General features: G+C 67.5%; 19 protein-coding genes and 1 other RNA gene. 17 read left to right on the plus strand and 3 right to left on the minus strand.

Features of this window, described 5'->3' with window-relative positions; all coding sequences use genetic code 11:
• Nucleotides 1-74 precede the first annotated feature (74 nt).
• Both AC07PF_RS02305 and AC07PF_RS02310 read left to right on the plus strand, forming a co-directional pair.
• Nucleotides 75-1346, plus strand: a complete 1272-nt coding sequence (locus AC07PF_RS02305; protein ID WP_494610754.1) for a YjgN family protein — start codon at nt 75-77, stop codon at nt 1344-1346.
• The gene (locus AC07PF_RS02310) at nt 1346-2569 is read left to right on the plus strand and encodes a M48 family metallopeptidase (protein WP_494610755.1); all 1224 of its coding nucleotides are present in this window, start codon (nt 1346-1348) and stop codon (nt 2567-2569) included. The genes AC07PF_RS02305 and AC07PF_RS02310 overlap by 1 nt, the downstream gene beginning before the upstream one ends.
• Nucleotides 2570-2611: 42 nt before the next feature.
• Here the strand turns inward: AC07PF_RS02310 and rnpB are convergent.
• Both rnpB and rtcR read right to left on the minus strand, forming a co-directional pair.
• Nucleotides 2612-3048, minus strand: an RNA gene (gene rnpB, locus AC07PF_RS02315) — RNase P RNA component class A.
• 10 nt (nt 3049-3058) lie between these two features.
• The gene (rtcR, locus tag AC07PF_RS02320; protein WP_007857351.1) at nt 3059-4690 is read right to left on the minus strand and encodes an RNA repair transcriptional activator RtcR; all 1632 of its coding nucleotides are present in this window, start codon (nt 4688-4690) and stop codon (nt 3059-3061) included.
• Nucleotides 4691-5411: 721 nt separating this feature from the next.
• On the opposite strand from rtcR, the gene AC07PF_RS02325 reads away from it, so the two are divergent.
• From AC07PF_RS02325 to AC07PF_RS02390, 14 genes are all read left to right on the plus strand, one after another.
• A complete protein-coding gene (locus tag AC07PF_RS02325; RefSeq protein ID WP_494610756.1) occupies nt 5412-6551 on the plus strand; it encodes a slipin family protein in 1140 nt (379 codons plus the stop codon).
• Between the two features lie 294 nt (nt 6552-6845).
• Nucleotides 6846-7583: a hypothetical protein gene (locus tag AC07PF_RS02330; protein ID WP_494610757.1), complete on the plus strand. Its 738-nt coding sequence runs from the start codon at nt 6846-6848 to the stop codon at nt 7581-7583.
• Between the two features lie 34 nt (nt 7584-7617).
• On the plus strand, nt 7618-8430 hold the full coding sequence (locus AC07PF_RS02335) for a hypothetical protein (protein WP_494610758.1): 813 nt from the start codon (nt 7618-7620) through the stop codon (nt 8428-8430).
• 59 nt (nt 8431-8489) lie between these two features.
• Nucleotides 8490-9503 carry a hypothetical protein gene (locus AC07PF_RS02340; protein WP_494610759.1) on the plus strand — a complete coding sequence of 338 codons (1014 nt, stop codon included), beginning with the start codon at nt 8490-8492 and terminating at the stop codon, nt 9501-9503.
• A 62-nt stretch (nt 9504-9565) separates the two neighbouring features.
• Nucleotides 9566-10792, plus strand: coding sequence for an RtcB family protein (locus tag AC07PF_RS02345; RefSeq protein WP_494610760.1), 1227 nt, complete (start codon nt 9566-9568; stop codon nt 10790-10792).
• Nucleotides 10793-10862: 70 nt separating this feature from the next.
• Entirely contained in the window at nt 10863-11720 is an 858-nt protein-coding gene (locus AC07PF_RS02350) for a nucleotidyltransferase domain-containing protein (protein ID WP_494610761.1), read from the plus strand.
• Nucleotides 11714-12760, plus strand: a complete 1047-nt coding sequence (gene rtcA / locus AC07PF_RS02355) for an RNA 3'-terminal phosphate cyclase (RefSeq protein WP_494610762.1) — start codon at nt 11714-11716, stop codon at nt 12758-12760. Before AC07PF_RS02350 ends, rtcA begins: the two co-directional genes overlap by 7 nt.
• Before the next feature lie 86 nt (nt 12761-12846).
• Nucleotides 12847-13764: a cysteine synthase A gene (gene cysK / locus AC07PF_RS02360; RefSeq protein ID WP_007857343.1), complete on the plus strand. Its 918-nt coding sequence runs from the start codon at nt 12847-12849 to the stop codon at nt 13762-13764.
• Nucleotides 13765-13923: 159 nt separating this feature from the next.
• On the plus strand, nt 13924-14691 hold the full coding sequence (locus tag AC07PF_RS02365) for an endonuclease/exonuclease/phosphatase family protein (RefSeq protein ID WP_186457762.1): 768 nt from the start codon (nt 13924-13926) through the stop codon (nt 14689-14691).
• Nucleotides 14688-15935, plus strand: a complete 1248-nt coding sequence (gene clsB, locus AC07PF_RS02370; RefSeq protein ID WP_145694640.1) for a cardiolipin synthase ClsB — start codon at nt 14688-14690, stop codon at nt 15933-15935. The genes AC07PF_RS02365 and clsB overlap by 4 nt, the downstream gene beginning before the upstream one ends.
• Nucleotides 15936-15945: 10 nt before the next feature.
• Entirely contained in the window at nt 15946-17007 is a 1062-nt protein-coding gene (locus tag AC07PF_RS02375; protein WP_494610763.1) for a lysylphosphatidylglycerol synthase transmembrane domain-containing protein, read from the plus strand.
• 57 nt (nt 17008-17064) lie between these two features.
• Nucleotides 17065-18141 carry a J domain-containing protein gene (locus tag AC07PF_RS02380; RefSeq protein WP_494610764.1) on the plus strand — a complete coding sequence of 359 codons (1077 nt, stop codon included), beginning with the start codon at nt 17065-17067 and terminating at the stop codon, nt 18139-18141.
• A gap of 78 nt (nt 18142-18219) precedes the next feature.
• Complete coding sequence (locus tag AC07PF_RS02385; protein ID WP_494610765.1) at nt 18220-19950, plus strand: NAD(P)/FAD-dependent oxidoreductase; 1731 nt, start codon at nt 18220-18222, stop codon at nt 19948-19950.
• An 11-nt stretch (nt 19951-19961) separates the two neighbouring features.
• Nucleotides 19962-20498 carry a VUT family protein gene (locus tag AC07PF_RS02390; RefSeq protein WP_494610766.1) on the plus strand — a complete coding sequence of 179 codons (537 nt, stop codon included), beginning with the start codon at nt 19962-19964 and terminating at the stop codon, nt 20496-20498.
• Nucleotides 20499-20507: 9 nt separating this feature from the next.
• Here the strand turns inward: AC07PF_RS02390 and AC07PF_RS02395 are convergent, their stop codons facing one another.
• A complete protein-coding gene (locus tag AC07PF_RS02395; protein WP_494610767.1) occupies nt 20508-21851 on the minus strand; it encodes an amidohydrolase in 1344 nt (447 codons plus the stop codon).
• Nucleotides 21852-21958: 107 nt separating this feature from the next.
• Here AC07PF_RS02395 and AC07PF_RS02400 point away from each other — a divergent pair, with 107 nt between their 5' ends.
• Nucleotides 21959-23011: a GlxA family transcriptional regulator gene (locus tag AC07PF_RS02400; protein WP_494610768.1), complete on the plus strand. Its 1053-nt coding sequence runs from the start codon at nt 21959-21961 to the stop codon at nt 23009-23011.

Raw genomic sequence — 23011 nt, forward strand, 5'->3', positions numbered from 1 at the left:
GCAATCACCATTTCGAGGGATGGCGATCCACCACAGGCCGCTGATACACTGCCCGCCATAACAGGAGGGAGTCCATGGACCATCAGCAATCAGGGGCCGCAGCGGCGCCCGTCTCGGGCTTCGCGGCACAGGAGATCGACGCGCATCCGCTCGAATTCACCGGCAGCGGCGGCGAATACTTCCGGGTCTGGATCGTCAACGTGCTGCTGACCATCCTCACCCTGGGCATCTACACCCCCTGGGCGCGGCGGCGTACTGCGCAGTATTTCTATGGCCATACCCTGGTGGCCGGCAGCCCGCTCGAATTCACGGCCCCGCAAAGCCGCATGGTGAAGGGCTTCATCATCCTGGTGATGCTCACCATCGCCTACCAGATCGCCGTCAACACCGGGCAGGACACGGCGGTCGGCGTGTTCCTGCTGGTGGGCGCCCTGCTCTCGCCCTTCATCTGGGGCAGCGCCATGCGCTTTCGCCTGGGTTCCACGCGCTGGCGTGGCCTGCGCCTGCAGTTCACGGCCTCCTGGGGTGAAGTCTACAAAGCCAGTTGGCCCGTGTTCGCCATTGCCCTGGTGTGGTTCGGCGTGTTCTTCGGCATCCAGTACCTGGCCCCCGAGTCGGCCAACGCCCTGCAGGAGCTGGCAGCCGAAGACAGCAGCGATCCCGGCCTGCCCAGCATGACGGCCGGCATCTGGGGATTGCTGGCCATGGGCCTGCTGCTGTCGATCATGTGCGTTATCCGCCTCGAATACAACTACAAGAGCCTGCTGGTGCTGCGCGCCCAGGTGGGCGCCGAGGCCGGCCGCTGGAAGCCGGTGTACATGGATTTCATCAAGGTCTGGCTGGCCACGGTGGCCGTTTTCCTGCTGTTCGTGCTGGGTGTTGTGGTGGTGCTGGGCGTGCTGGCCGGCGGGACTATGGCCCTGTTCATCGACGATGCCAAAACCCGCTCGTTCGCCTTGATCATGGTGGCCATCGTGGTGGGCATCTTCGGCGGTATCTTCATGCTGCTGCTGACTTCCGCGCCGGCACGCGCCTACCGCGAAGCGCGCATGTTCCAGCTGATGTGGGACAACATCGGCCTGAGCCAGGTGGCGCGCTTCAAGTGCGGTTTGCGCACGCACAGCTTTGTGCTCCTGCGCGTCAAGAACCTGTTCCTGACCCTGCTCACGCTGGGCCTGTACCGTCCGTTCGCCCGGGTGAGCGAGTACCGCATGAAGGCCGAATCCGTCACGCTGCACGTCAAGGGTGGCGTGGACCAGGTGACCGGCGCCATGGTGCGCCAGCAGCAGCAGGGGGGCATCGGAGACGCGCTGGCCGATGCCGCCGGGCTGGACCTGATCGGCTGATGGCCGCAGCGACATCCCCTGTGGCAGAACCCGGCGGCAAGCTGGTGCCCGGGCGCTGGTTCGACGGCCTGAGCAGCCAGGCCAAGCCGGTGCTCGTGGGCCTGCAGCCCACGCCCAAGGGCCCATCGCTGGCCCTGCACCCGCTGTCACAACCCGGCGCGACCCCGACGGTGTTCACCTGGGGCGAGGTGGGTTGGCCCGAGGCCTGGAGCGAGCGCCGCCCGCAGCAGCGCGTGGTCGTGGACCTGCGCGACCAGGGCAGCCTGGAAATCGATGCCGTGGCCCAATGGCATGCGGCCCTGGCAGTTGCGGGTGGACGCCCCAGCCTGGCGGGGCGCATGCAGACGCGCTGGCCGGTGCTGCTGGGGGTGACCGCAGTCGCCATCGTCGGCCTGACCCTGTTCTACCGCTACGGCACCCCCTGGGCCGCCACCGAGCTCACGCGCTTCGTGCCCGTCTCCTGGGAAGCCAGCGTGGCCAGCAATGTGCTCACGCAGATGGACAAGGGCACGCTCAAGCCCAGCAAACTGTCCAAGGAACGCCAGGCCCAGCTGCAGGCGCGCTTCGACACCCTGGTGCAGCAGGTGCCCACCGGCCTGCAGCGCTACCCGGATTATCGGCCGACCTACACCCTGTCGTTCCGCTCAGGCATGGGGGCCAATGCCTTTGCCCTGCCTGGCGGCACGGTGGTGATGACCGATGGCCTGGCCAAGGCGGCCGAGAAACAGGGGCTCGATGACGATGCCCTGATCGGCGTACTGGCCCACGAGATTGGCCATGTGGCGCAGCGCCACACCACGCGCATGATCGTGCAGCAGGGCGTGCTGCAGATGGGCATGGGCCTGGCGCTGGGCGATGTGTCGGGCATCGTCGCCACCGGCGCTTCGGTGCTCACGGGCCTGGCCTACAGCCGCAACCACGAGCGCGAAGCCGACTGCTTTGCCATCGCCCTCATGGGCCACGCCAAACTGCCCACGGCCCCCATGGGCAAGCTGCTGCTGGCGATTGCCAAGGACGAGGACGACGAAGAGAAGGCAGAAAAGAAAAAAACCGCCACTGCAGCCAAGGAAGGTGCCAGCGCCCCGGCCGAAACAACGGCACCCAGGAAGGATTCGGAGGCGCTGGGCCCGGTATGGTCCCTGCTCAGCAGCCACCCCGATACCGTGGAGCGCGCCAAGGAGCTGGAGCAAGGGCACGCGCTGCACTGCCCCAAGCCTGCCTGAGGTGCCGGGATGCGCCGGTGAGACCGGCGATGGAATTGATAAGTGTGAAGCGCGCCGATAAGCCGGATTCTGTGCACCGCGGTTGCCCGCGGCGTGACCGCCATTACTCTGGGCCGGGTGTCGCCACACCGGCTCGATGCTACCTACCCGCCAACTCTGCGGAACCACATCAACGTTGGCCTACTTGGTATTGCTGCGCGTAGAGATTGCCCGTTTCACCTCGGGCGCGGAACGCGCCCGAGGTGGCTGTGGGATTTCCCGGCTTGCGCCGGGAACCGTCTGGCTTGCGCCATCCGCAGCCAGCTTGCGCTGGCGTCCCACAGAACACCCCTGGTGGTCCCGTGTCCGAACTCGTCTCTGTTGCTCTGATCCTCACCTCACGGTGGGCAGCCGTTAGCTGCTACGCTGTCCTGTGCAGTCCGGACGTTCCTCCAGTGCCTGGTTTCCCAGATTGCACCAGCGGCGGTCTGGCGCGCTTCACAGGGTGGATTATCGTTCACCGGAGCTGGCGCGTTCCCATGTAAGGTCAAAGCGCGCCAGGTATTTGCGCAGGCGGTCGGCATCGTTGACCACCGCGCGCTGCGCGCGCGAGGCCTGGAACAGCTGGCGCCCCGCCTCGGACAGGGTGCGAGCCTGGCGGCACACGCGCAGCACGGCGGCCAGTTGCAACTGGTCGAACAGGTCCATCGCGTCCAAGGCGTCTTCGCCCAACAGGACGCGCAGATCGATGGCATCGGCAGCCCGGGCACCCAAAAGGCCATCGCGTGCATCCTTGGCCGGCTGCCACAGCCACTGCAGGCGCGCGATCTCGGCCTCCACCAGGGGCAGGCCGATGCGGCCGCTGTCGGCCAGGGTGGCCAGGCGCGTGGCGCTGGCCGATAGGTCGCGGAAGTTGCCGCTCCACAGCGCATCGGGCGACTGGGCATAGCGCAGGTAGGCCGTGCGCGCCTCGGCCGAGAGGCGCACCGTGCGGCCCAGTTCCGTGCCGGTGCGGGCCAGCAGGTGATCCAGGTTGGGCTCGATGTCCTCGGGGCGCTGGGCCAGGCCTGGCAGCTGGTAGCTCCAGAGGTTGATGCGCGCATACAGATCTTCGCGGAAGCGCCCGGCCGCCACCTCGGTGCGCAGGTCGCGGTTGGTGCCGGCGATCAACTCGAAATCGCTGGCCACCTCGCGGTCGCTGCCCATGGGGTAAAAGCGCTTTTCCTCCACCGCCTTGAGCAGCATGGCCTGCTCGTCCAGGCCCAACTCGCCGATCTCGTCAAGGAACAGCACACCCTTGTGCGCCGTGCGCAGCAGGCCCGCGCGGTCGGCCGCGGCGCCCGTGAAGGCGCCTTTCTTGTGCCCAAACAGGGTGGAGGCGGCCCCGTCGCCATGCAGGGTGGCGCAGTTCACTTCGACGAATTCGCCCTCCACCTGGTGGCGGGCCTTCTTGAGCTCGTACATGCGCCGCGCCAGGTGCGACTTGCCCGCCCCCGTGGGCCCTGTGAACAGGATGGGTGCGCGCGAGCGCACCGCCACACGTTCCACCTCGTCGATCAGCGCGTTGAAGCGCGCATTGCGCGTGGCGATACCGCTCTTGAGGAAGTCGACCGCATCGCGCTGCTCGGCACCGAAGCGCTGGGCGATCACGTCGTAGCGCGACAGGTCCAGGTCGATCAGCGCATAGCTGCCCGGATCACCCATCTGCTGGCGCTTGGGCGGCGAGGTCTGCGCCAGCACGCCCGGAATGCGCCGCGACTCCACCAGCAGAAACAGGCAGATCTGCGCCACGTGCGTACCGGTGGTGATGTGGGTCCAGTACTCCTCGCGCTCGGTGTCGAAGCGGTAGGCCTGGGTCCAGTCGAAAAGCTTGGCGTAGACCTCGCCGAAATCCCAGGGGTCAGCGATCTGCATGGGCACCAACTGCACCGTGGTCTCGGGCGAGGCGATGGCGATGTCGTTGCGCACCTGGTGCGCCAGCTCCTGGTGGGCCGGCGTGTACAGCAGCTCCATGCGGTGCACCACCATGTCCTCGTGCTGCACCAGCGACACGGTGGGCCGCCACTTCTCCCAGCGGCCTGCTCCCTTGCCGGAATCGAGCTGGGTGCCTATGAAACCCACGACCACCCTGTTCTTGCGCATCTCTGAATTTCTATAAAACTAGTCTCCATTCTAGTTAATCAATATCCAGTAGCAAAGCCAGTTTTCTCAGCAAACGGAAAAATCCATTTCCAATCAACAGCTTGTAGAAAATTTTGCGCTTCGGCCGCTGCCTGGCATGCAATTCGCAAATAGAAAAGTACTCGGCGCAGACAGCGAACGCTCACAGGCCAGGGTTGGGGCACAGGCCCGCCCTGCCGGTGCCGGGAGTCCGGGGCTTCAGGCTTTTTGGATTCCCCGCATGCCGCACGCTGCGAGCGCCGGGTGACGGCAGGGCTGTGGAAGCCAGCCCCGAAAGGGGCTGTCGGGTTCGACTCCCGGCCTGCACCACTGGTAGCTCAGTCTGGTAGAGCACCCCTGAAAAGGGACTGTCGCAGGTTCGACTCCTGCCCATTCTTCCGGCCTTCGGGCCGGCTATCGAAGACGGTCGAAAGACCACCCGCCGGACGCGGGGTGAAGGACCAAGGGTTGCGCCGCAGCCTGGAAGCCATTGCCCCGTCAGCGGTGGCGGTTTGTGCCAGCACCCGGCACGGCCCGCGCCCGCAGCCAGCCCAAGCGAAGGCCCCTCGAGGCCGCCGCCACGGCGCACTGCAGGGCCCGAGCCGCGCCCCCTGGGACCACTGCCCCGCTGTAACGGCCCCTTTGCAAGAAGTTTGATGCGGCGACCAACGACATTGAAAAAAGAAAGAACGAGGGTAGACACATGCTGAAGATCCAACGCACCACCGTCAAGAAGAACGAACGCGCCCTGCTGCTGCGCAATGGCGATTTCGACCGTGTCCTGCACAGCGGCACGCACTGGCTGTTTACCAGCCTGGACCAGCTGCGCGTGGAAACCTTCGCACTGGAGCAACCCGCCTTCACCCACGCCCTGGCCGACTACCTGATGGCCCGTGAGCCCGAGGTGGTGGCCGCCGAGTTCGTGCGCGTAGAACTGGCCGAGAACGAAGTGGGCCTGCGCTGCGAGAACGGCGTGCTGGTCGAGATCCTGCCCCCCGGCACCCGCCGCCTGTACTGGAAGGGGCAGGTGGAGGTGTCCGTGCAGGTGATCGACCTGAACGCCGGCCCCGAGCTGCCTGCCGCCCTGGTGGCACGCCTGACGCAACCCCATTTGCGCCACCGCACGGTGACCGGCCTGGCCGGTTTGCTGCAGGTGCAGGTGCCCGAGTCGTCCTGCGCGCTGCTGACGGTGGACGGCAAGGTGGAGCGCCTGCTCGCCGCAGGTGCGTACGCCTTCTGGAAGTACGGCCGCACGGTGGCGGTGGAGCAGGTGGACCTGCGCCTGCAGTCGGTGGAAGTCTCGGGCCAGGACATCATGACCCGCGACAAGGTGGGCCTGCGCATCAACCTGAGCGCCACTTTTCGCTACACCGACGTGCTGCGCGCCTGGAGCCAGTTGCAAAAGCCTGCGGAGCACCTGTACCGCGAGCTGCAGTTCGCGCTGCGCGCCGCCGTGGGCACCCGCACGCTCGATGAGCTGCTGGAGAACAAGACGGTGATCGACGAGGTGGTGGGTGCCCACATGGCCGCCAAGCTCGCGCCCTACGGCATTGCGCTGGAGAGCGCCGGCGTGAAGGACATCGTGCTGCCTGGCGACATGAAGGCCATCCTGACCCAGGTGGTGCAGGCGGAGAAGCAGGCCCAGGCCAACGTGATCCGCCGCCGCGAGGAAACGGCCGCCACGCGCTCGCTCCTCAACACCGCCAAGGTGATGGAGGACAACCCCGTCGCCCTGCGCATGAAGGAGCTGGAAACGCTGGAGCGCGTGGCCGAGCGCATCGACAAGATCTCGGTGTTCGGCGGCCTGGACCAGGTGCTCAACGGCCTGGTGAAGCTGCGCTGAGCAAAGAGCCAAGAGGAATACGGGCGCGCTGGCACAGAAGGGAGCGCCACTGCCAAAAATGTTGTTATTGCCGGCAGGTCGGGTAACACCGAGTGCAGCGGGAGAGTCGGTGGACGGGCAAGGTTGAGGATGCAGGTGCTGGCTCCGATGACGGGTCTGCCACTGGCGCGCGTTTCCAACCGTTCACTGGGCCACAGGACTCAAGAACCGTGGTCGCTGCAAAGATGCGGGTTCGAATCCCGCCGCGTCCACCAGACAGATAGAAAAGAAGAAAGAAGAAAAAAGAGGAACACCATGAAACAGACCGCACGCGCAAAGCGCCTGGCAAGGCAGGCTCCGTTGCCAGTGACGCCCGGGTCCCTGGAACTCGATGCCACGCTGTATGCCGACGCCGTCCGCTACCTCTTCGACCGGCCCGTGCCGGGCAAGAAGGAGCGTGAGTGGTTCTGGGACCTGGATGGGCCCTACTTCGAAGCCACACCGCTGCAGTGGACGCATATCCAGACCGTGCTGTTCGCCAACGCGGGCACCGACCTGGCGCCCTACAGCGACGAGCAGGTGGGCATGGGCCTGAACTGCGTGATGAGCACCAATGCCGGCGCCATCCCCCTGCAGGTGCTCGACCCCTCGGTACCGCTGGCGGATGCGGTGCGCATGCTGCAGGCCTTCCCGCGGTTGTGGAGCGACTGCATCGGCCCGCGCAGGGCCCATGTGCACGAGACCATCGGCACCAGCAGCGGCCGCCTGGGTTTTGTCTGCTACATGTGGTTCGACGTGTGGCCGACCTTCTGGAACGCCCGGCACCTACCCGAATGGCGGGATGCCATGTGGCAGCTGTTCTGCCAGATGCTGGAGGTGCCCTGCCGCGACGTGCAGGTCTCGGCCCTGCATGGCATCGGCCACGAAGGCCGCGCCCTGCTGCGCCCCCGGGAGCTGCAGGAGCGGGTGGCGCAATTCATCCGCAGCGTGCCAGCGCACGACGAGGAACTGAAGAACTATGCACACGCTGCGGCCCAGGGAATGGTGCAGTAGATGCGACGAATGGAACGCCACGGAGAGGTCGACGATGAAAGCCCATCCAACCACTGAAGCAGCAACTGCAGCCCTGCCACCCGCCCTGCGCGAGGCGGTGGATGCCGCGTATGCCGCCTTCCAGCACCACCGCGCGCCGACGCAGATGCTGGATGTGTGCATCGCCTGCTGCATGGACGAGGCCATGGAGCGCGAGATGCGCCGCCTGCCGCTGCGCCAGGTCACCAACCGGCATTTTTACGAGTACAACGGCTCGGCCAAGAGCAGCGAGCAACCTGCGGATGAGCTGCTGTACTTCCTGCCCCGCATGCTGGAGCTGCTGGCCCAGGGCAAGGAGTTGCACCATTCGACCGAGCTGTACCTGGACCGGCTGGGCAAATGCCCCGCAGATGCACTGTCGCCCAAGGAACGTGCCGCCGTGGACGCCTTCGCACTGGCCTTCTTCCGCGAGGGCCTGGGCTCTACCGGGCGCGAGGCCAGCCCGTTCGACGGCGCGAATGCGTTCGATATCCTGCTGATGTTCCACAAGGGCGGCGTGTCCATCGCCCCGCTGCTGGCCCACTGGCTGGCGGACGAGCGGGAAAGCGCCGTGCAGCACTATGCGAATGCCAGCTACTGGGATTTCTGGGGCCAACACGAGATCCAGAACGCTTTTGCCGAAGACCAGCCGGATTTTCGCGAAACCATGAAGGCCTGGCTGCTCGATGAAGGCAACCGCCAGCGATTCGCACAGCAGATCCTGGCGATGGACACGAGCGCCATGGGTCCGCCCGCGCACTGCACCTGCGGCAACTGCATGGGTCCGCGGCAGATCCTAGAAGCGGTGTTCGATCTGGTCTGTGGATGAAGAAGACTGTGCGGCGCCCTGAAGCCCCACCCCAAGAACAACGAATGGAAACGGACACCATGGAAACCCAAGCCAAGAAAGACATCAAGATCAAGCAGCCTCCCGTGCTCTTCAGCAAGACACAAGCGGTGATCGGCCAACTCACGGTGCTGCTTGGCGGCCCTGTCATCAGCTACTGGAACAGCCCCCGGGGCTCGGTCTGCCACTCCGACGTGGTGGCCCTCTACGACATCCTTGGAAAGTTGGGCCAGCACGAGACGATCTACCTGTTCCTGAAATCCGATGGTGGCAGCGGCCAGGTGTCGTTGCGCCTGGTGAACCTGCTGCGCCAGCACTGCCGACGCCTGGTGGCGTTGGTTCCGCTGGAGTGCGCCTCCGCCGCCACGATGATCGCGCTGGGCGCTGACCGCATCCTGATGGGCCCGACGGCCTATCTCACGGCGGTCGACACCTCACTCAGCCACGCGCTGTCGCCGCTGGACAGGGACAATGACCGCGTGAGCGTGAGCCTGAACGAACTGCAGCGCGTCATTCGTCTGTGGCGCGAACAACAGGGCGAGACCATGGACAACGCCTACAAGTCGCTGTTCCAGTACGTACACCCGCTGGTCATCGGTGCGGTGGATCGCGCGGAGTCGCTGTCCATCATGCTGTGCCGCGAACTGCTCAGCTACCACATCGAAAAGGAAGAAACGGCGGAACTGATTGCCACAACGCTCAATTCCAAGTACCCCTCCCACAGCTACCCCATCCTCATGGATGAGGCCGTGAAGATCGGTCTCAAGGCAGAGCGTCTGCCCGACGACGTCAATCGCCTGTTGCTGCAGCTCAATGGCTGCTACAGCGAGATGGGCCAGAAGGCCACGACGGACTTCGACGAGTTCCGCGCCCATGGCAACGAAATCGTCAACATCTGGGAAACACAAGGCGCACAGGTTTTCTACCAACAGGACAAGGACTGGTTCTACCGCGCCGAGGAGCGCCGATGGATCACGATGAACGACAACAGCAGCTGGCGTCGGATCGACCGCCACGGCAGCAAGATCCGCAAGACCGCACTGCACGTGGCCTGAAGGGCAAATCTGGCCGAACTGGCCACCCGGTAAAGACAGAAGAGAAAGACAAGGAAAGCAACATGCAAAAGAACAACTACATTTACAAGCCCGTGGAAAACGGCGTCCCCATCAAGATGTGGACCCAGGGCGTCCCCGTCGAAGACGAGGCCCAGAGGCAACTGGAGAACGCGGCACGCCTGCCCATCGTGTTCAAGCACGTGGCAGCCATGCCCGACGTGCACTACGGCATCGGCGCCACGGTGGGCTCGGTGATCCCGACCTTCAAGGCCATCATCCCGGCCGCGGTGGGCGTGGACATCGGCTGCGGCATGATGGCCTGCAAGACCACGCTGCACGCCAACGACCTGCCCGACAACCTGGGCCCGCTGCGCTCGGCGATCGAGAAGGCCGTGCCGCACGGCAGCAACCCGCGCCGCATGGGCCGCGACAAGGGTGCGTGGGAAACGCCGCCCGACGAGACCGATGTGGCCTGGTCCGCGCTAAAGGGCGAGTTCGACGCGATCTGCGAGGACTACCCGCGCTTTCGCAACACCAACAACCACAAGCACCTGGGCACGCTCGGTACCGGCAACCACTTCATCGAAGTCTGCCTGGACGAGCACGGCAGCGTGTGGTTCATGCTGCACTCGGGTTCGCGCGGCGTGGGCAATGCCATCGGCACGCACTTCATCGAGCTGGCCAAGAAGGATGCCGAGCAGCACCAGCGCAACCTGCCCGACCAGGACCTGGCCTACTTCGAGGAAGGCGCCAAGTACTTCGGCGACTACGTGCGTGCGGTGGGCTGGGCGCAGAAGTTCGCGCGCGCCAACCGCGAGGTGATGATGCAGCGCGTGATCGCGGCCGCCCGCAAGGTGATCACCAAGCCGTTCGAGGCGCATGTGGAGGCGGTGAACTGCCACCACAACTACGTGAGCCGCGAGACCCACTTCGGCGAGGACGTGCTCGTCACCCGCAAGGGTGCCGTGAGCGCCAAGGCCGGCGAGCTGGGCATCATCCCGGGCAGCATGGGCGCCAAGAGCTTCATCGTGCGCGGCAAGGGCAACCCCGAGAGCTTCATGAGCTGCAGCCACGGTGCGGGCCGCAAGATGAGCCGTACCAAGGCCAAGAAGATGTACACCATCGCCGACCAGATCGCCGCCACCGAGGGCGTGGAATGCCGCAAGGACGCCGACGTGATCGACGAGATCCCGATGGCCTACAAGGACATCGACGCCGTGATGGCCGCCCAGCAGGACCTGGTGGAGGTGGTCTACACGCTCAAGCAGGTGGTGTGCGTGAAGGGATAGACCCCTTTGCACCTCGACGGCAACCATTGAACGGAGCCGGCGCTGGCCAGACCAGCGCCGGCATCAGCACATGCACAAAGAACAGCAACTGGAAGAATTCCTGCAATCGGCCCACCCCATCGATCCCGCCATGCGCGTGCAGATCATGGACAACCTTTGCGCCATCGAAGCACAGCACCAGGTCACCATCCTCTTCGCCTGCGAGTCGGGCAGCCGGGGCTGGGGCTTTGCCTCGCCCGACAGCGACTACGACGTGCGCTTCATCTACGTGAACCGCCTGCCCTGGTACCTCACCGTGGCCCCGGGGCGCGACGTGATCGAGGTGCCGATCAGTGGCGACCTGGACATCAACGGCTGGGACCTGCACAAGGCGCTGGGTCTGATGCGCGAGTCCAACCCCACGCTGCTCGAATGGCTGCGTTCGCCCGTGGTCTACCGCGAGGACGCCGGCACCATGGAGCGTTTTCGTGCGCTGGCCGAGACCGTGTTCTCCAACGCCAAAGGCTGGCACCACTACGCCTCCATGGCCAAGAAGAACTTCCGCGAGCACCTGCAGGCCGACGAGGTGCGCTACAAGAAGTACCTTTACGTGCTGCGCCCGCTGCTGGCTGCGCGCTGGATACGTGCGCGCCCTGGCGTGCCGCCCATGCGCTTTGCCGAACTGGCCCAGCACACGCTGGACCCGGTGGCCGACGCCGCGCTGATCGCCGAGATCAACGCCTTGCTGGAGGTGAAGACGCGTGCGGTAGAGTCCGCGACCAGCCCGCGCTGGCCCGGCATCCACGCCTTCATCGAAGCCGAACTGGCGCGCAACGCCGCCGAGCCGGTGCAGCCCCTGCCCGTGCCGGGCCATGGCGCGCTCGACACCCTGCTGCACGACACCGTGCTGCGCTTCAACGCGCCCCCATCGCAGGAGGCACCATGCTGAAGCTCGACGGCTCCCAGGGCGAAGGCGGCGGCCAGATCCTGCGCACCGGCCTGGCGCTGTCCATGGTGACGGGCCGGCCGCTGCACATCGAGCGCATCCGCGCCGGGCGTGCCAAGCCCGGGCTGATGCGCCAGCACCTGGCCGGCGTGCAGGCCGCAGTGCTGGTCAGCGGCGGGCAGGCCCAAGGGGCGGAGCTGGGCTCGCAGTCGCTGCAGTTCACGCCCGGTGCGGTGCGCGCGCGGGACTACACCTTCCGCATCGCCGGCGCAGGCAGTTGCCTGCTGGTGCTGCAGACCGTGCTGCCCGCGCTGATGCTGGCCGACGGACCCAGCCGCATCCAGCTGGCGGGCGGCACGCACAACCCGATGGCGCCGCCGTTCGACTTTCTGCAGCGCGCGTATGCGCCGCTGCTTGCGCGGCTGGGCGTGGGACTGGAACTGGCGCTGGAGCGGCGCGGCTTCTACCCGGCCGGTGGCGGGCTGCTGCACGCGCAGATCACGCCGGCAACGCAGGCCCTCACTCCGTTCGATCTGGTGGAACGCGGGGCGCCCGTGGCCGCCTGGGCCGAGGCCCTGGCACCCGGCCTGGCGCGCAGCGTGGCCACACGCGAGCTGGAGGAACTGGGTCGGCGCCTGGGCTGGACGCTGGAGGCCGGCCAGCTGCGCGCGCCCGGCGTGCGCCAGCACGAAGGGCCGGGCAATGTGCTGATGGCCACGCTGGAGTACGCGCAGGTGACCGAGGTGTTCTGCCAGTTCGGCGAACGCGGCCTGTCGGCCGAGACCGTGGCGCGCAAGCTGGCCGAGGAGGTGCAGGCCTACGAGCGCAGCACCGCAGCCACCGGCCCCCACCTGGCCGACCAGTGGATGCTGCCGCTGGCCCTGGCCGTGTGGCGCACGGGGCAGGAGGCCCGCTACACGGCGAGCGAGCTCACGGACCACACGCGCACGAATGCGGCGGTGATCAATGCCTGCCTGCCGGTGCGGGTGGCGACAGAGCCGGGTGCAGGCGGCAGCGTTCTGGTGCGGGTGAGCCCGGCGTAGCAGGTGCGGCCGTGCGGGAGAAGGCCGGACTGGGCCACAATGCCGCCTTGCACTGTCACCCACCCTTTTCTTGACCAGGAGACGCCATGAAAGTCGACAACATTCTGCAGACCATCGGCAACACGCCGCACGTGCGCATCAACCGCCTGTTCGGCAGCGCGGCCAATGTCTGGGTCAAGGCCGAGCGCGGCAACCCCGGCGGCTCGATCAAGGACCGCATTGCCCTGTCCATGGTGGAAGACGCCGAGCGCTCGGGCGCGCTGCAGCCCGGCGGCACCATCATCGAGCCTACCTCGGGCAACACCGGCATCGGCCTGGCGCTGGTGGCCGCCGTCAAGGGCTACAAGCTGGTGCTGGTGATGCCCGACAGCATGAGCATCGAGCGCCGCCGCCTGATGCTGGCCTACGGCGCCACATTCGACCTGACCCCGCGCGAGAAGGGCATGAAGGGCGCGATCGCCCGCGCCCAGGAACTGCTGGCCCAGACGCCGGGCGCCTGGATCCCCCAGCAGTTCGAGAACCCCGCCAACATCGACGTGCACGAGCGCACCACAGCGCAGGAGATCCTCCAGGACTTCCCCGATGGCCTGGACGCCCTCATCACCGGCGTGGGCACGGGTGGCCACATCACCGGCGTGGCGCGCGTGCTCAAGGCGAAATTTCCACAGCTCAAGGTGTTCGCGGTGGAGCCCTCGGCCTCGCCGGTGATCTCGGGCGGCGCGCCCTCACCCCACCCCATCCAGGGCATCGGCGCGGGCTTCGTGCCCAAGAACCTCGATACCACCTTGCTCGACGGCGTGATCCAGGTCGATGCCGAGCCCGCACGCGAATACGCGCGCCGCTGCGCACGCGAGGAAGGCATGCTCGTGGGCATCTCCTCGGGTGCCACGCTGGCCGCCATTGCCCAGAAGCTGCCCGAGCTGCCCGTGGGCGCCCGCGTGCTGGGCTTCAACTACGACACGGGCGAGCGCTACCTGTCGGTCGAAGGCTTCCTGCCCGCCTGACCTGGGCCCGCGCTTTGGGCCGCCGCTGCACGCGCTGACGGCAAGCCGTCCTACAGAAGCCCCGGCCACGGGCCGGAACAATCAAGGCACAACCCCTGACGGCGCATGCCCGAGGGGGCACGAACCGCCACGGTGCGGCACCCTTTTCAGATTGTTTCCATGGCGCACACCTCCGCATCCCAGCCCATTGCCTTCAAGGTATTGACCGTGAATGTGCACAAGGGCTTCACCACCTTCAACCGGCGCTTCATGCTGCACGAGTTGCGCGATGCCGTGCGCCACGTGTCTGCGGACCTCGTGTTTCTGCAGGAAGTGCTCGGCACGCACCACCGCCATGCAGGCCGGGTCGAGAACTTTCCGCAGGAGCCCCACTACGAGTTCCTGGCGGACACCATCTGGACCCAATTCGCCTATGGCCGCAATGCGGTGTACGACAACGGCCACCACGGCAATGCCCTTTTGTCCAAGTTTCCCATCACCCACTACGAGAACCATGACATCTCGGTGAGCGGGCCGGAGCGGCGCGGCATGCTGCATTGCATCCTGCAGCCGCCCAACCACCACAGCCCCGTGCATGCGATCTGCGTGCACCTGGGTCTTCAGGAGGCGCACCGCCAGCGCCAGTTGCGCAGCGTGTGCGATCTGGTGAACACCTTCGATCCCGAGGAGCCCGTGGTCGTGGCCGGCGACTTCAACGACTGGCGTGGCCGCGCGCACGAGATCCTGCGCGACCGCGCCGGCCTGCACGAGGTGTTCGTGCAATCCACAGGGCGCGCGGTGCGCACCTTTCCGGCCTCCATGCCCCTGCTGGCGCTGGACCGCATCTATGTGCGCAATGCCGCTGTGCATGCGCCGCTGCACCTGCCCAAGAAGCCCTGGGACAAGCTCTCGGACCACGCCCCCCTGGCCGCGGAGATTTCGCTATGAGCCGGGCCTCGCAGTCATCGCGCTGGGTACCGGGCAACCAGTTCGAGCTGCTCGAAAACGGGGAGGACTTCTTCCCCCGGGTGTTCGAGGCCATAGCCAAGGCACGCCGCGAGGTCATGCTCGAAACCTTCATCCTGTTCGACGACAAGATCGGCCAGGAGCTGCATGCCGTGCTGCTCGCTGCGGCGCAACGTGGCGTGCAGGTGCATGTGCTGGTGGACGGTTTCGGCTCGCCCGACCTGCCGGACCAATACCTGGATGCGCTGGTGCAAGCCGGCGTGCACTTTCGCATCTTCGATCCCGGCAAGCGGGTGTTGGGCCAGCGCCTGAACATGCTTCGCCGCATGCACCGCAAGATCGTGGTGGTCGATGGCGAGCATGGCTTCATCGGTGGCATCAACTACTCGGCCGACCATGTGGCCGACTTCGGCCCGGAAGCCAAGCAGGACTATGCCGTGGAAGTGCGCGGCCCCATCGTCGCGCAGATGCACCAGTACACGCACGAGGCCGTTCTCAGCCCCGCAGAGCGTCGCCGCAGCCGTGCCAAGGCGCTGCCGGCGCGCGGCCAGCCGTATGCGGGCACCGCGCACGCCATTTTCGTCACCCGCGACAACCACGACCACACCAACGACATCGAGCGCCACTACCGCATTGCCCTGCGCTCGGCGCGCAAGCGCGTGGTGATTGCCAATGCCTACTTCTTCCCGGGCTACCGCTTCATCCGCGAGATGCGGCGGGCCGCGCGGCGGGGTGTGGACGTGCGCCTGATCCTGCAGGGCCAGCCCGACATGCCCATCGTGAAGACGGCCGCCGGCCTGCTCTACGACCATCTGCTGCGCGCCGGCGTGCGCATCTATGAATACTGCGACCGCCCGCTGCACGGCAAGGTGGCGCTGGTGGACGACGAATGGTCCACCGTGGGGTCGAGCAACCTCGATCCACTGAGCCTGTCGCTGAACCTGGAAGCCAACGTGATCATCCGCGACCGCGCGTTCAACGCCACGCTGTACAGCCGCATGGCCCACCTCATGGACAACTGCTGCAAGCAGGTCGAGCCCTCGCCCAAGGGGCCGTGGGAAGGGCTGCGCCTGGTGCGCAGCTACTGCGTGTTCCACCTGATGCGCTGGTTTCCGGCATGGGCCGGCTGGCTGCCGCGCCACGAGCCCACCATCTCGCTGGTCAAAGCCCAGGAGCAGGCCGAGGCCTTGCGCACGGACAACCCCCAGGCGGCGTCGGCCACCTAGGATACCGGCCATGAGCGCGCCCGCCACCCATCCACTGCGCGGGACCGCCACGCCAGCGCCCACGGCCCCGGCCCACAGGCCGGGCGCGCGCAAGGAAGCCCCGGCATCCCCCAGCCGCTGGAACACCCTGCGCAACAGCCGCTGGTGGCCCTGGGCCATCACGCTGGTCACGGGCGCATTCGTGCTGCTGATCGGCGGCCTGCTGTTCCGGCAGGCACGCACCGTGGACTGGAGCGCCGTATGGAATGCGCTGGTCGAGCTGCCCATCGCCGCGCTGCTGGGCGGCGCCGCGCTGGCCTTCGCCAGCCATGGCATCTACAGCACCTTCGATCTGTTCGGGCGCTACTACACCCGGCACGGTCTGCCGGTGGCGCGCACGGTGGGCACCACGCTGATCGCCTACCCGTTCACCCTCAATCTGGGCTCGCTCATCGGCGGTGTCACGGTGCGCTACCGCCTGTACTCGCGCCAGGGCCTGTCGGTGGGCGACATCGGCCAGGTGGTGGCCATCAGCATCATCACCAACTGGCTCGGCTACTTCGTGCTTGCGGGCGCCGTGTTCTGGCTCTGGACGCCCCAGCTGCCCGAAGGCTGGGACATGGCCGGCCACCAGCTGCGCTGGATCGGCAGCGCCATGGCCGCGGTGACCGGGTTGTACCTCGTGGCCTGCGTGCTGCGCCGGGGGGCACCGATCACGCTGCGCGGGCATGCCTTTCCCATGCCGCACTGGTCCGTCGGGCTGCTGCAGGTGGTGCTGTCGGCAGTGAACTGGATGGTCATGGCGGGCGCCATCTGGCTGCTCACGCAGCAGCAGGTGCCCTATGCGGCGGCCCTGGCCACCGTGCTGCTCGGAGCCGTTGCGGGCTTGATCTCGCGCATTCCCGCAGGCCTCGGTGTGCTGGAAGCCGTGGGCACGGCCGTGCTGTCGGCCTACATTCCAGCGCCACAGGCACTGGCCGCCATCCTGGCCTACCGCAGCCTGTACTTCTTTGCGCCGCTGGTCCTGGCCGCCCTGGCTTTTGGCCTGGTGGAGTTGCGCTGGCGCCACCAGGGCGGCAGCCGCGCGGTCTGACCCGCCTGGGCCGTGCAGGCAAAATCGGGGGGCCTTCGCCTCCCCTTTGCACCTCCAATGCCCCCTTCTCCCGCCGCCACGCCGCTGCGCATCGCTCGCCACCCTGGAGACCCTTCCCTCACCCCCGCGCAGCAGTCGTTCAATGCGCTGCTGGCCCAGATCGCCGACCAGCGCGCCATCCTCGCCGCCTGGAACCAGGCCATCGACGCCTACCACCAGCGCTACGCCAAGGACGTGGCGCCCCTGCTCGAGAGGTACTACGCCGCGCACGCCGCCCTGGTCAACGCCCTGGTCGAAGCCTCGGCGCGCAAGGGCCTGGGCCGCACGCTGCTGCGCGACCTGCATGCCGTGATCGCCCGGCTGGCCCGGGACCTGGCCGACAACGTGCGCGACCCGGCCACCCGCGCTGCGATGCAGGCGCTGCACGCCCAGTATGCGCAGGAGCAGCTTGCGGATGTGCCCGACACCCCGGACGCATTGCAGATTGCGCCGCCCGGCGGGCCGGAATCGCCCGAGGACATCGTGCGCCGCGTGGAGGAGGAAATGCAGGCGCGCCAGGCGCGCGCGCAGCAGGAGCGCGAGCGCCACCATGCCAGCCGGGCCCGCAAACCCAGCGCGCAGCAGCGCCAGCAGCAGGAAGCTGCGCAGGAGGCCAGCCAGTCGGTGCGCTCGGTGTACCGCAAACTGGCCAGCGCCCTGCACCCCGACCGCGAGCCCGACGAGGCCGAGCGCCTGCGCAAGACCGCGCTCATGCAGCGCGTGAACCTGGCCTACGCCGCAGGCAGCCTGCTCGACCTGCTGCAATTGCAGCTCGAGGTGGAGCAGATCGACGCACAGCACATGGCCACCGTGGGTGACACACACCTGCAGCGCTACAACCAGGTGCTCACCGACCAGTTGGCCGAGCTGCAGCAGGAGGTGGCCACGCTGGAGGCCAGCATGCGCGAGCAACTGGGCAGCACCTCGCGGCGCAAGCTGCAGCCCGGCCAGCTCATGGCCCAGCTGCGCAGCCAGATCCAGGCACTGGAGCACGACATCCCGCTGCTGCTGCGGGAGGTGCAGGCGGTGGGGGACAACGATTACCTCAAGCAATGGCTCAGGGCGCAGCGAGAAGACCTGCTGAGCGGCGACTAGGACCTGGCAGGACCGCCTCCTTTAAAATACCAGCCCCACGACATTGCCACCGCCCGATCGACACGGGCCTGCAAGACCATGATCCGCCTTTCCGAACTCAAGCTGCCGCTGGCAGCCGTGCCGGCCGACGCCGCCGAGCACCCGCTGGACGCACTGGGCGCCCAGGCCGTCCAGATCCTGGGCATCGCCCCGATCGACATCGCCGCCGTGCAGGTGCACAAGCGCAGCTTCGATGCGCGCAAGGCCGACCTGTTGGCGGTCTACATCATCGACCTGACTCTGGCCGATCCTTCGGGCGAGGGCGCACTGCTGGCCCGGCATGCCGGTCGCCCGCACATCCAGCCCACACCCGACATGGCCTGGCAGCCGGTGGGCCAGGCGCCCGCCGACCTGCCGCTGCGCCCGGTGGTGGTGGGCTTCGGGCCCTGCGGCATCTTCGCCGCGCTGGTGCTGGCGCAGATGGGCTTCAAGCCCATCGTGCTGGAACGCGGCAAGCCGGTGCGCGAGCGCACCCGGGACACCTGGGGCCTGTGGCGCAAGCGTGAACTGCATGCCGAGAGCAATGTGCAGTTCGGCGAAGGCGGCGCCGGTACCTTCAGCGACGGCAAGCTCTACAGCCAGATCAAGGACCCGCGCCACCTGGGCCGCAAGGTCATGGGCGAATTCGTCAAGGCCGGCGCGCCCGAGGAGATCCTCTACGTGGCGCACCCGCACATCGGCACCTTCAAGCTCGTGAAAGTGGTGGAGAACCTGCGCGAGCAGATCATCGCCCTGGGCGGTGAGATCCGCTTCGAGCAGCGCGTGACCGACGTGATCGTCGAGGGCACGGGCGAGCGCCGCCACCTGCGCGGCCTGCAGGTGCTGAACCAGGCCACGGGCGAGACCACCGAGCTGCGTGCCGACCACGTGGTGATGGCGCTGGGCCACAGCTCGCGCGACACCTTCGCCATGCTGTACCAGCGCGGCGTGGCCATGGAGGCCAAACCGTTCTCCATCGGCTTCCGGGTGGAACACCCACAGGGCGTGATCGACCGCGCGCGCTGGGGCCGCCATGCCGGCCACCCGCTGCTGGGCGCGGCCGACTACAAGCTGGTGCACCACGCAGCCAACGGGCGGGCGGTCTACAGCTTCTGCATGTGCCCGGGCGGCACGGTGGTGGCCGCCACCAGCGAGCCCGGCCGGGTGGTGACCAACGGCATGAGCCAGTACTCGCGCAACGAGCGCAATGCCAACGCCGGCATGGTGGTGGGCATCGACCCCACGGACTACCCCACCGACGCCGAAGCCTTCGCGCTGCACCTGGGCGGCACCTACGGAGCCGAAGCGCAGCCGGCCGGCCAGCACCACCCGCTGGCGGGCATCGTGCTGCAGCGCCAGCTCGAATCCGATGCCTATGTGCTGGGTGGGCGCGACTACAGCGCACCCGGGCAACTGGTGGGTGACTTCATCGCCGGGCGCGACTCGAAACAGCTGGGCGACGTGGAACCGTCCTACAAGCCCGGCGTGGCACTGGGCGACCTGCACGCGGCCCTGCCCGGCTATGCCATCGAGGCGCTGCGCGAGGCCCTGCCGGCCTTCGGCCGCAAGATCAAGGGCTTTGACATGCACGATGCGGTGCTCACAGGCGTGGAGACGCGCACCTCGTCGCCGCTCAAGATCGGGCGTGGCGAGAACCTGCAGAGCCTGAACACCGGCGGGCTCTATCCGGCCGGGGAAGGCGCGAGCTACGCGGGCGGCATCCTGTCCGCAGGGGTCGACGGCATCAAGGTCGGCGAGGCCGTGGCCCGCGCCATGCTGGGCATTGCCTGAGGCGGGTGGCCATGCCGTTCACCGCCCCCACGCGCGCGCAGTTCACTATCGCCGCGCTGGCCATGGCCGGCGTGGTGCTGGCCTCCAACATCCTGGTTCAGTTTCCGATCAACGACTGGCTCACCTGGGGCGCCATCACCTACCCGGTGGCTTTCCTGGTCAGCGAGCTGGTGAACCGCCGCCATGGCCCGCAGCAGGCGCGGCGTGTGGCCTGGGTGGGGTTTGCGGTGGCCGTGGCGGCCTCGCTGGTGCTGGCGCCAGCGCGCATTGCCGTGGCCTCGGGCACCGCCTTCCTGCTGTCGCAGTGGCTCGATATCGGCGTCTTCGACCGCCTGCGCCACGGCAGCTGGTGGCGCGCGCCGCTGGTCGCCACACTGCTGGCGGCCGTGCTGGACACGGCCGTTTTCTGGAGCATCGCATTCGCGGGCACCAGCGACCCGTGGATCACCTGGGCCCTGGGCGACCTGGCTGTGAAGCTCACTATGGGCGTGGCGCTGCTGCTGCCGTTTCGCCTGTTCATCGGCAACCGGGCAGCAGCGCTGCGCTGACGCGCCTACCTACTTGCGCTGCAGGAAGTCGACCGCCAGCGCCGCCAGGGTGCGTGCGCCCACGGGCAGTTGGTCTTCATCGATGTCGAACAGCGGCGAATGGTTGGACGGGGCCTTGGTGAAGTCCGCCCCCTTCGGTGGCGCGCCCAGGAAGTAGAAGAAGCCCGGCGCCACCTTCTGGAACTCCGAGAAGTCTTCCGAACCGCTGACCTTGGGAATGATCATGGTCTTGCCACCCGTGGCCAGCTTGAGCGCGGGCAGCGAAGCCTCGGTCAGCGCCGCGGGGTTGGACGTCACGGGATAGGCCACGGGGCCGAAACGCACCTTGGCCTTGGCACCGCTCGACGCCGCAATGGACTCGGCCGTGGTGGTGATGCGCTTGATCGCCTCCTGGCGCATGCCTTCGTCGAAGGTACGCAAGGTACCCAGCAGCTCCACGTTGTCCGGAATGATGTTGTAGCGCGTGCCGCCATGGATGGAGCCGATGGTGATCACGGCCGGCTCCTGGCTGATGTTGAGCTGGCGGCTCACCACCGTCTGCAGGCCCAGCACGACCTGGCTGGCAGCCACCACCGGGTCTACCGCGTTCCAGGGCGACGAGCCATGGCCGCCGCGCCCTTCGACCTGGATGCTGATGTTGTCCGACCCTGCCATCAGCGGGCCGCTGCGGTAGCCCACCACACCGGCCGGCAGGTTGGCCGTGACGTGCAGGCCGTAGATCGCCTGCACGTCCTTCAATGCGCCCTCTTCCACCATGGCCTTGGCGCCGAAACTGGGCACCTTGCCATTGGCATCGGGTTCCACAGGCGCGCCTTCTTCGGCCGGCTGGAAGATGAACTTGATGGTGCCCGGCAGCGTGGCCCGCATGCCGGCCAGCGCCTCGGCCGCGCCCATGAGCATGGCCACGTGGGCATCGTGCCCGCAGGCGTGCATCACGGGCACCTCCTTGCCCAGGTAGTTGGCCTTGACCTTGGAGGCAAACGGCAGCTTGGTGTTCTCGGGCACGGGCAGCGCATCCATGTCGGCGCGCAGGGCCACCACCTTGCCTGGCAGGCCGCCGCGCAGTGTGCCCACCACGCCGGTGCCGCCCACGCCGGTCTGCACTTCCATGCCCAGGCGCTTGAGGTGCTCGGCCACGAGCTTGGCGGTGCGCACTTCCTGGCCCGACAGCTCCGGGTGGGCATGGATGTCGCGGCGCCAGCTGACCATCTTGCCCGCCACGCCGTTCACGGCGGCATCGATGGCCTGCAGGCCGGCGGCATCCAGGGCCTGGGCATGGGCGGAAGAAACCAGGGTCAGGCTACCGGCCACGAGGCCGGCAGCGATGGCGATCGACGAGAGGGTTTTGTGCATGAGGCGGGGTCCGTGCAGTGAGATTAAAAAAGAACGAGCGTTCATGCTACGGGTGGCCAGATGTTTCATGACAAGCGAAAATCGCCATCTGCAAAGCCAATACCGCCATGCCCGCCACGCCCTTCCGCATCGACATTCCGCTGGTACCCGAGTCCGCCCTGGGCAATGCCCTGCACTTCATCGACCTGCTGCGCAGCGCCAACCTGCTGGCACGCCTGCGCTCGGGCCACCAGGCACCGCGCATGGACTGGCGGCTCCTCGACGCCGATGGCCGACCCCTGCCCACCCTGCCCGGGCCCTGGGCCCCGTACACCGCCGCCGCGCCGCCCGCCGAGGGGACCGCGGGCCCGGCACAGGCCCTGTTCATCCCTTCGTTCCTCGCGGCCGACATCCCGGCCATCCGCCAGGTGGTGGCGCGCCACCCTGCGCTGGTGCGCCAGGTCGGCATTGCGGTGGATGCCGGGCAGAAGCTGCTGACCATGGGCGACGGGGCTTGGCTGGCTGCGGCCAGCGGTCGCCTGCAGGGGCGCACGGCCAGCCTGCCCTGGTTCTACATGGCCGGCTTTGCGCGCGACTTTCCCGGCATCGCGCTGGTGCCGGGCCGGGACTGGACCGACGATGGCCCCTGGCTAAGCGGCGCCCTGCCCCACAACCTGGTGGACCTGGCCATCGCGCTGGTGCGCCATGCCTTCGGCGAGGAACTGGCCCGGGCCTTCGCCACCGTGATGGCACCCGACCACCAGCGCGCGCAGGCGGCGCTGCAGGCCAATGCCCAGCAGCACATCCCCGCCACGCGCGACAGCACCCTGGCCCGCGCGATCGCCTGGATGGAAGCCCATCTGGAGGAACCCTATTCGCTGGAACGTCTGGCGCAGGCCGCTTCGGTGAGCACGCGCACCCTGCTGCGGCATTTCCAGGCCGAGCTGGCACAGTCGCCGCTCGACTACCTGCATGCCCTGCGCTGCGCCCGTGCGAAGGTGATGCTCGAGGTGACGCTGGAGAGCGTGAGCAGCATCGCCGTGGCCTGCGGCTACGCAGACCCTGCCGCCTTTCGGCGCATCTTCGTGCGCCATGTCGGCACGCCGCCGGCCGAGTACCGCAAGCGCCACGCCTTGCGCGCGCCGCGCCGGCGCTGGCGGGTGGACGTGGCGGGCGGCTAA

The organism is Acidovorax sp. GW821-FHT10A04 (genome assembly GCF_059415825.1).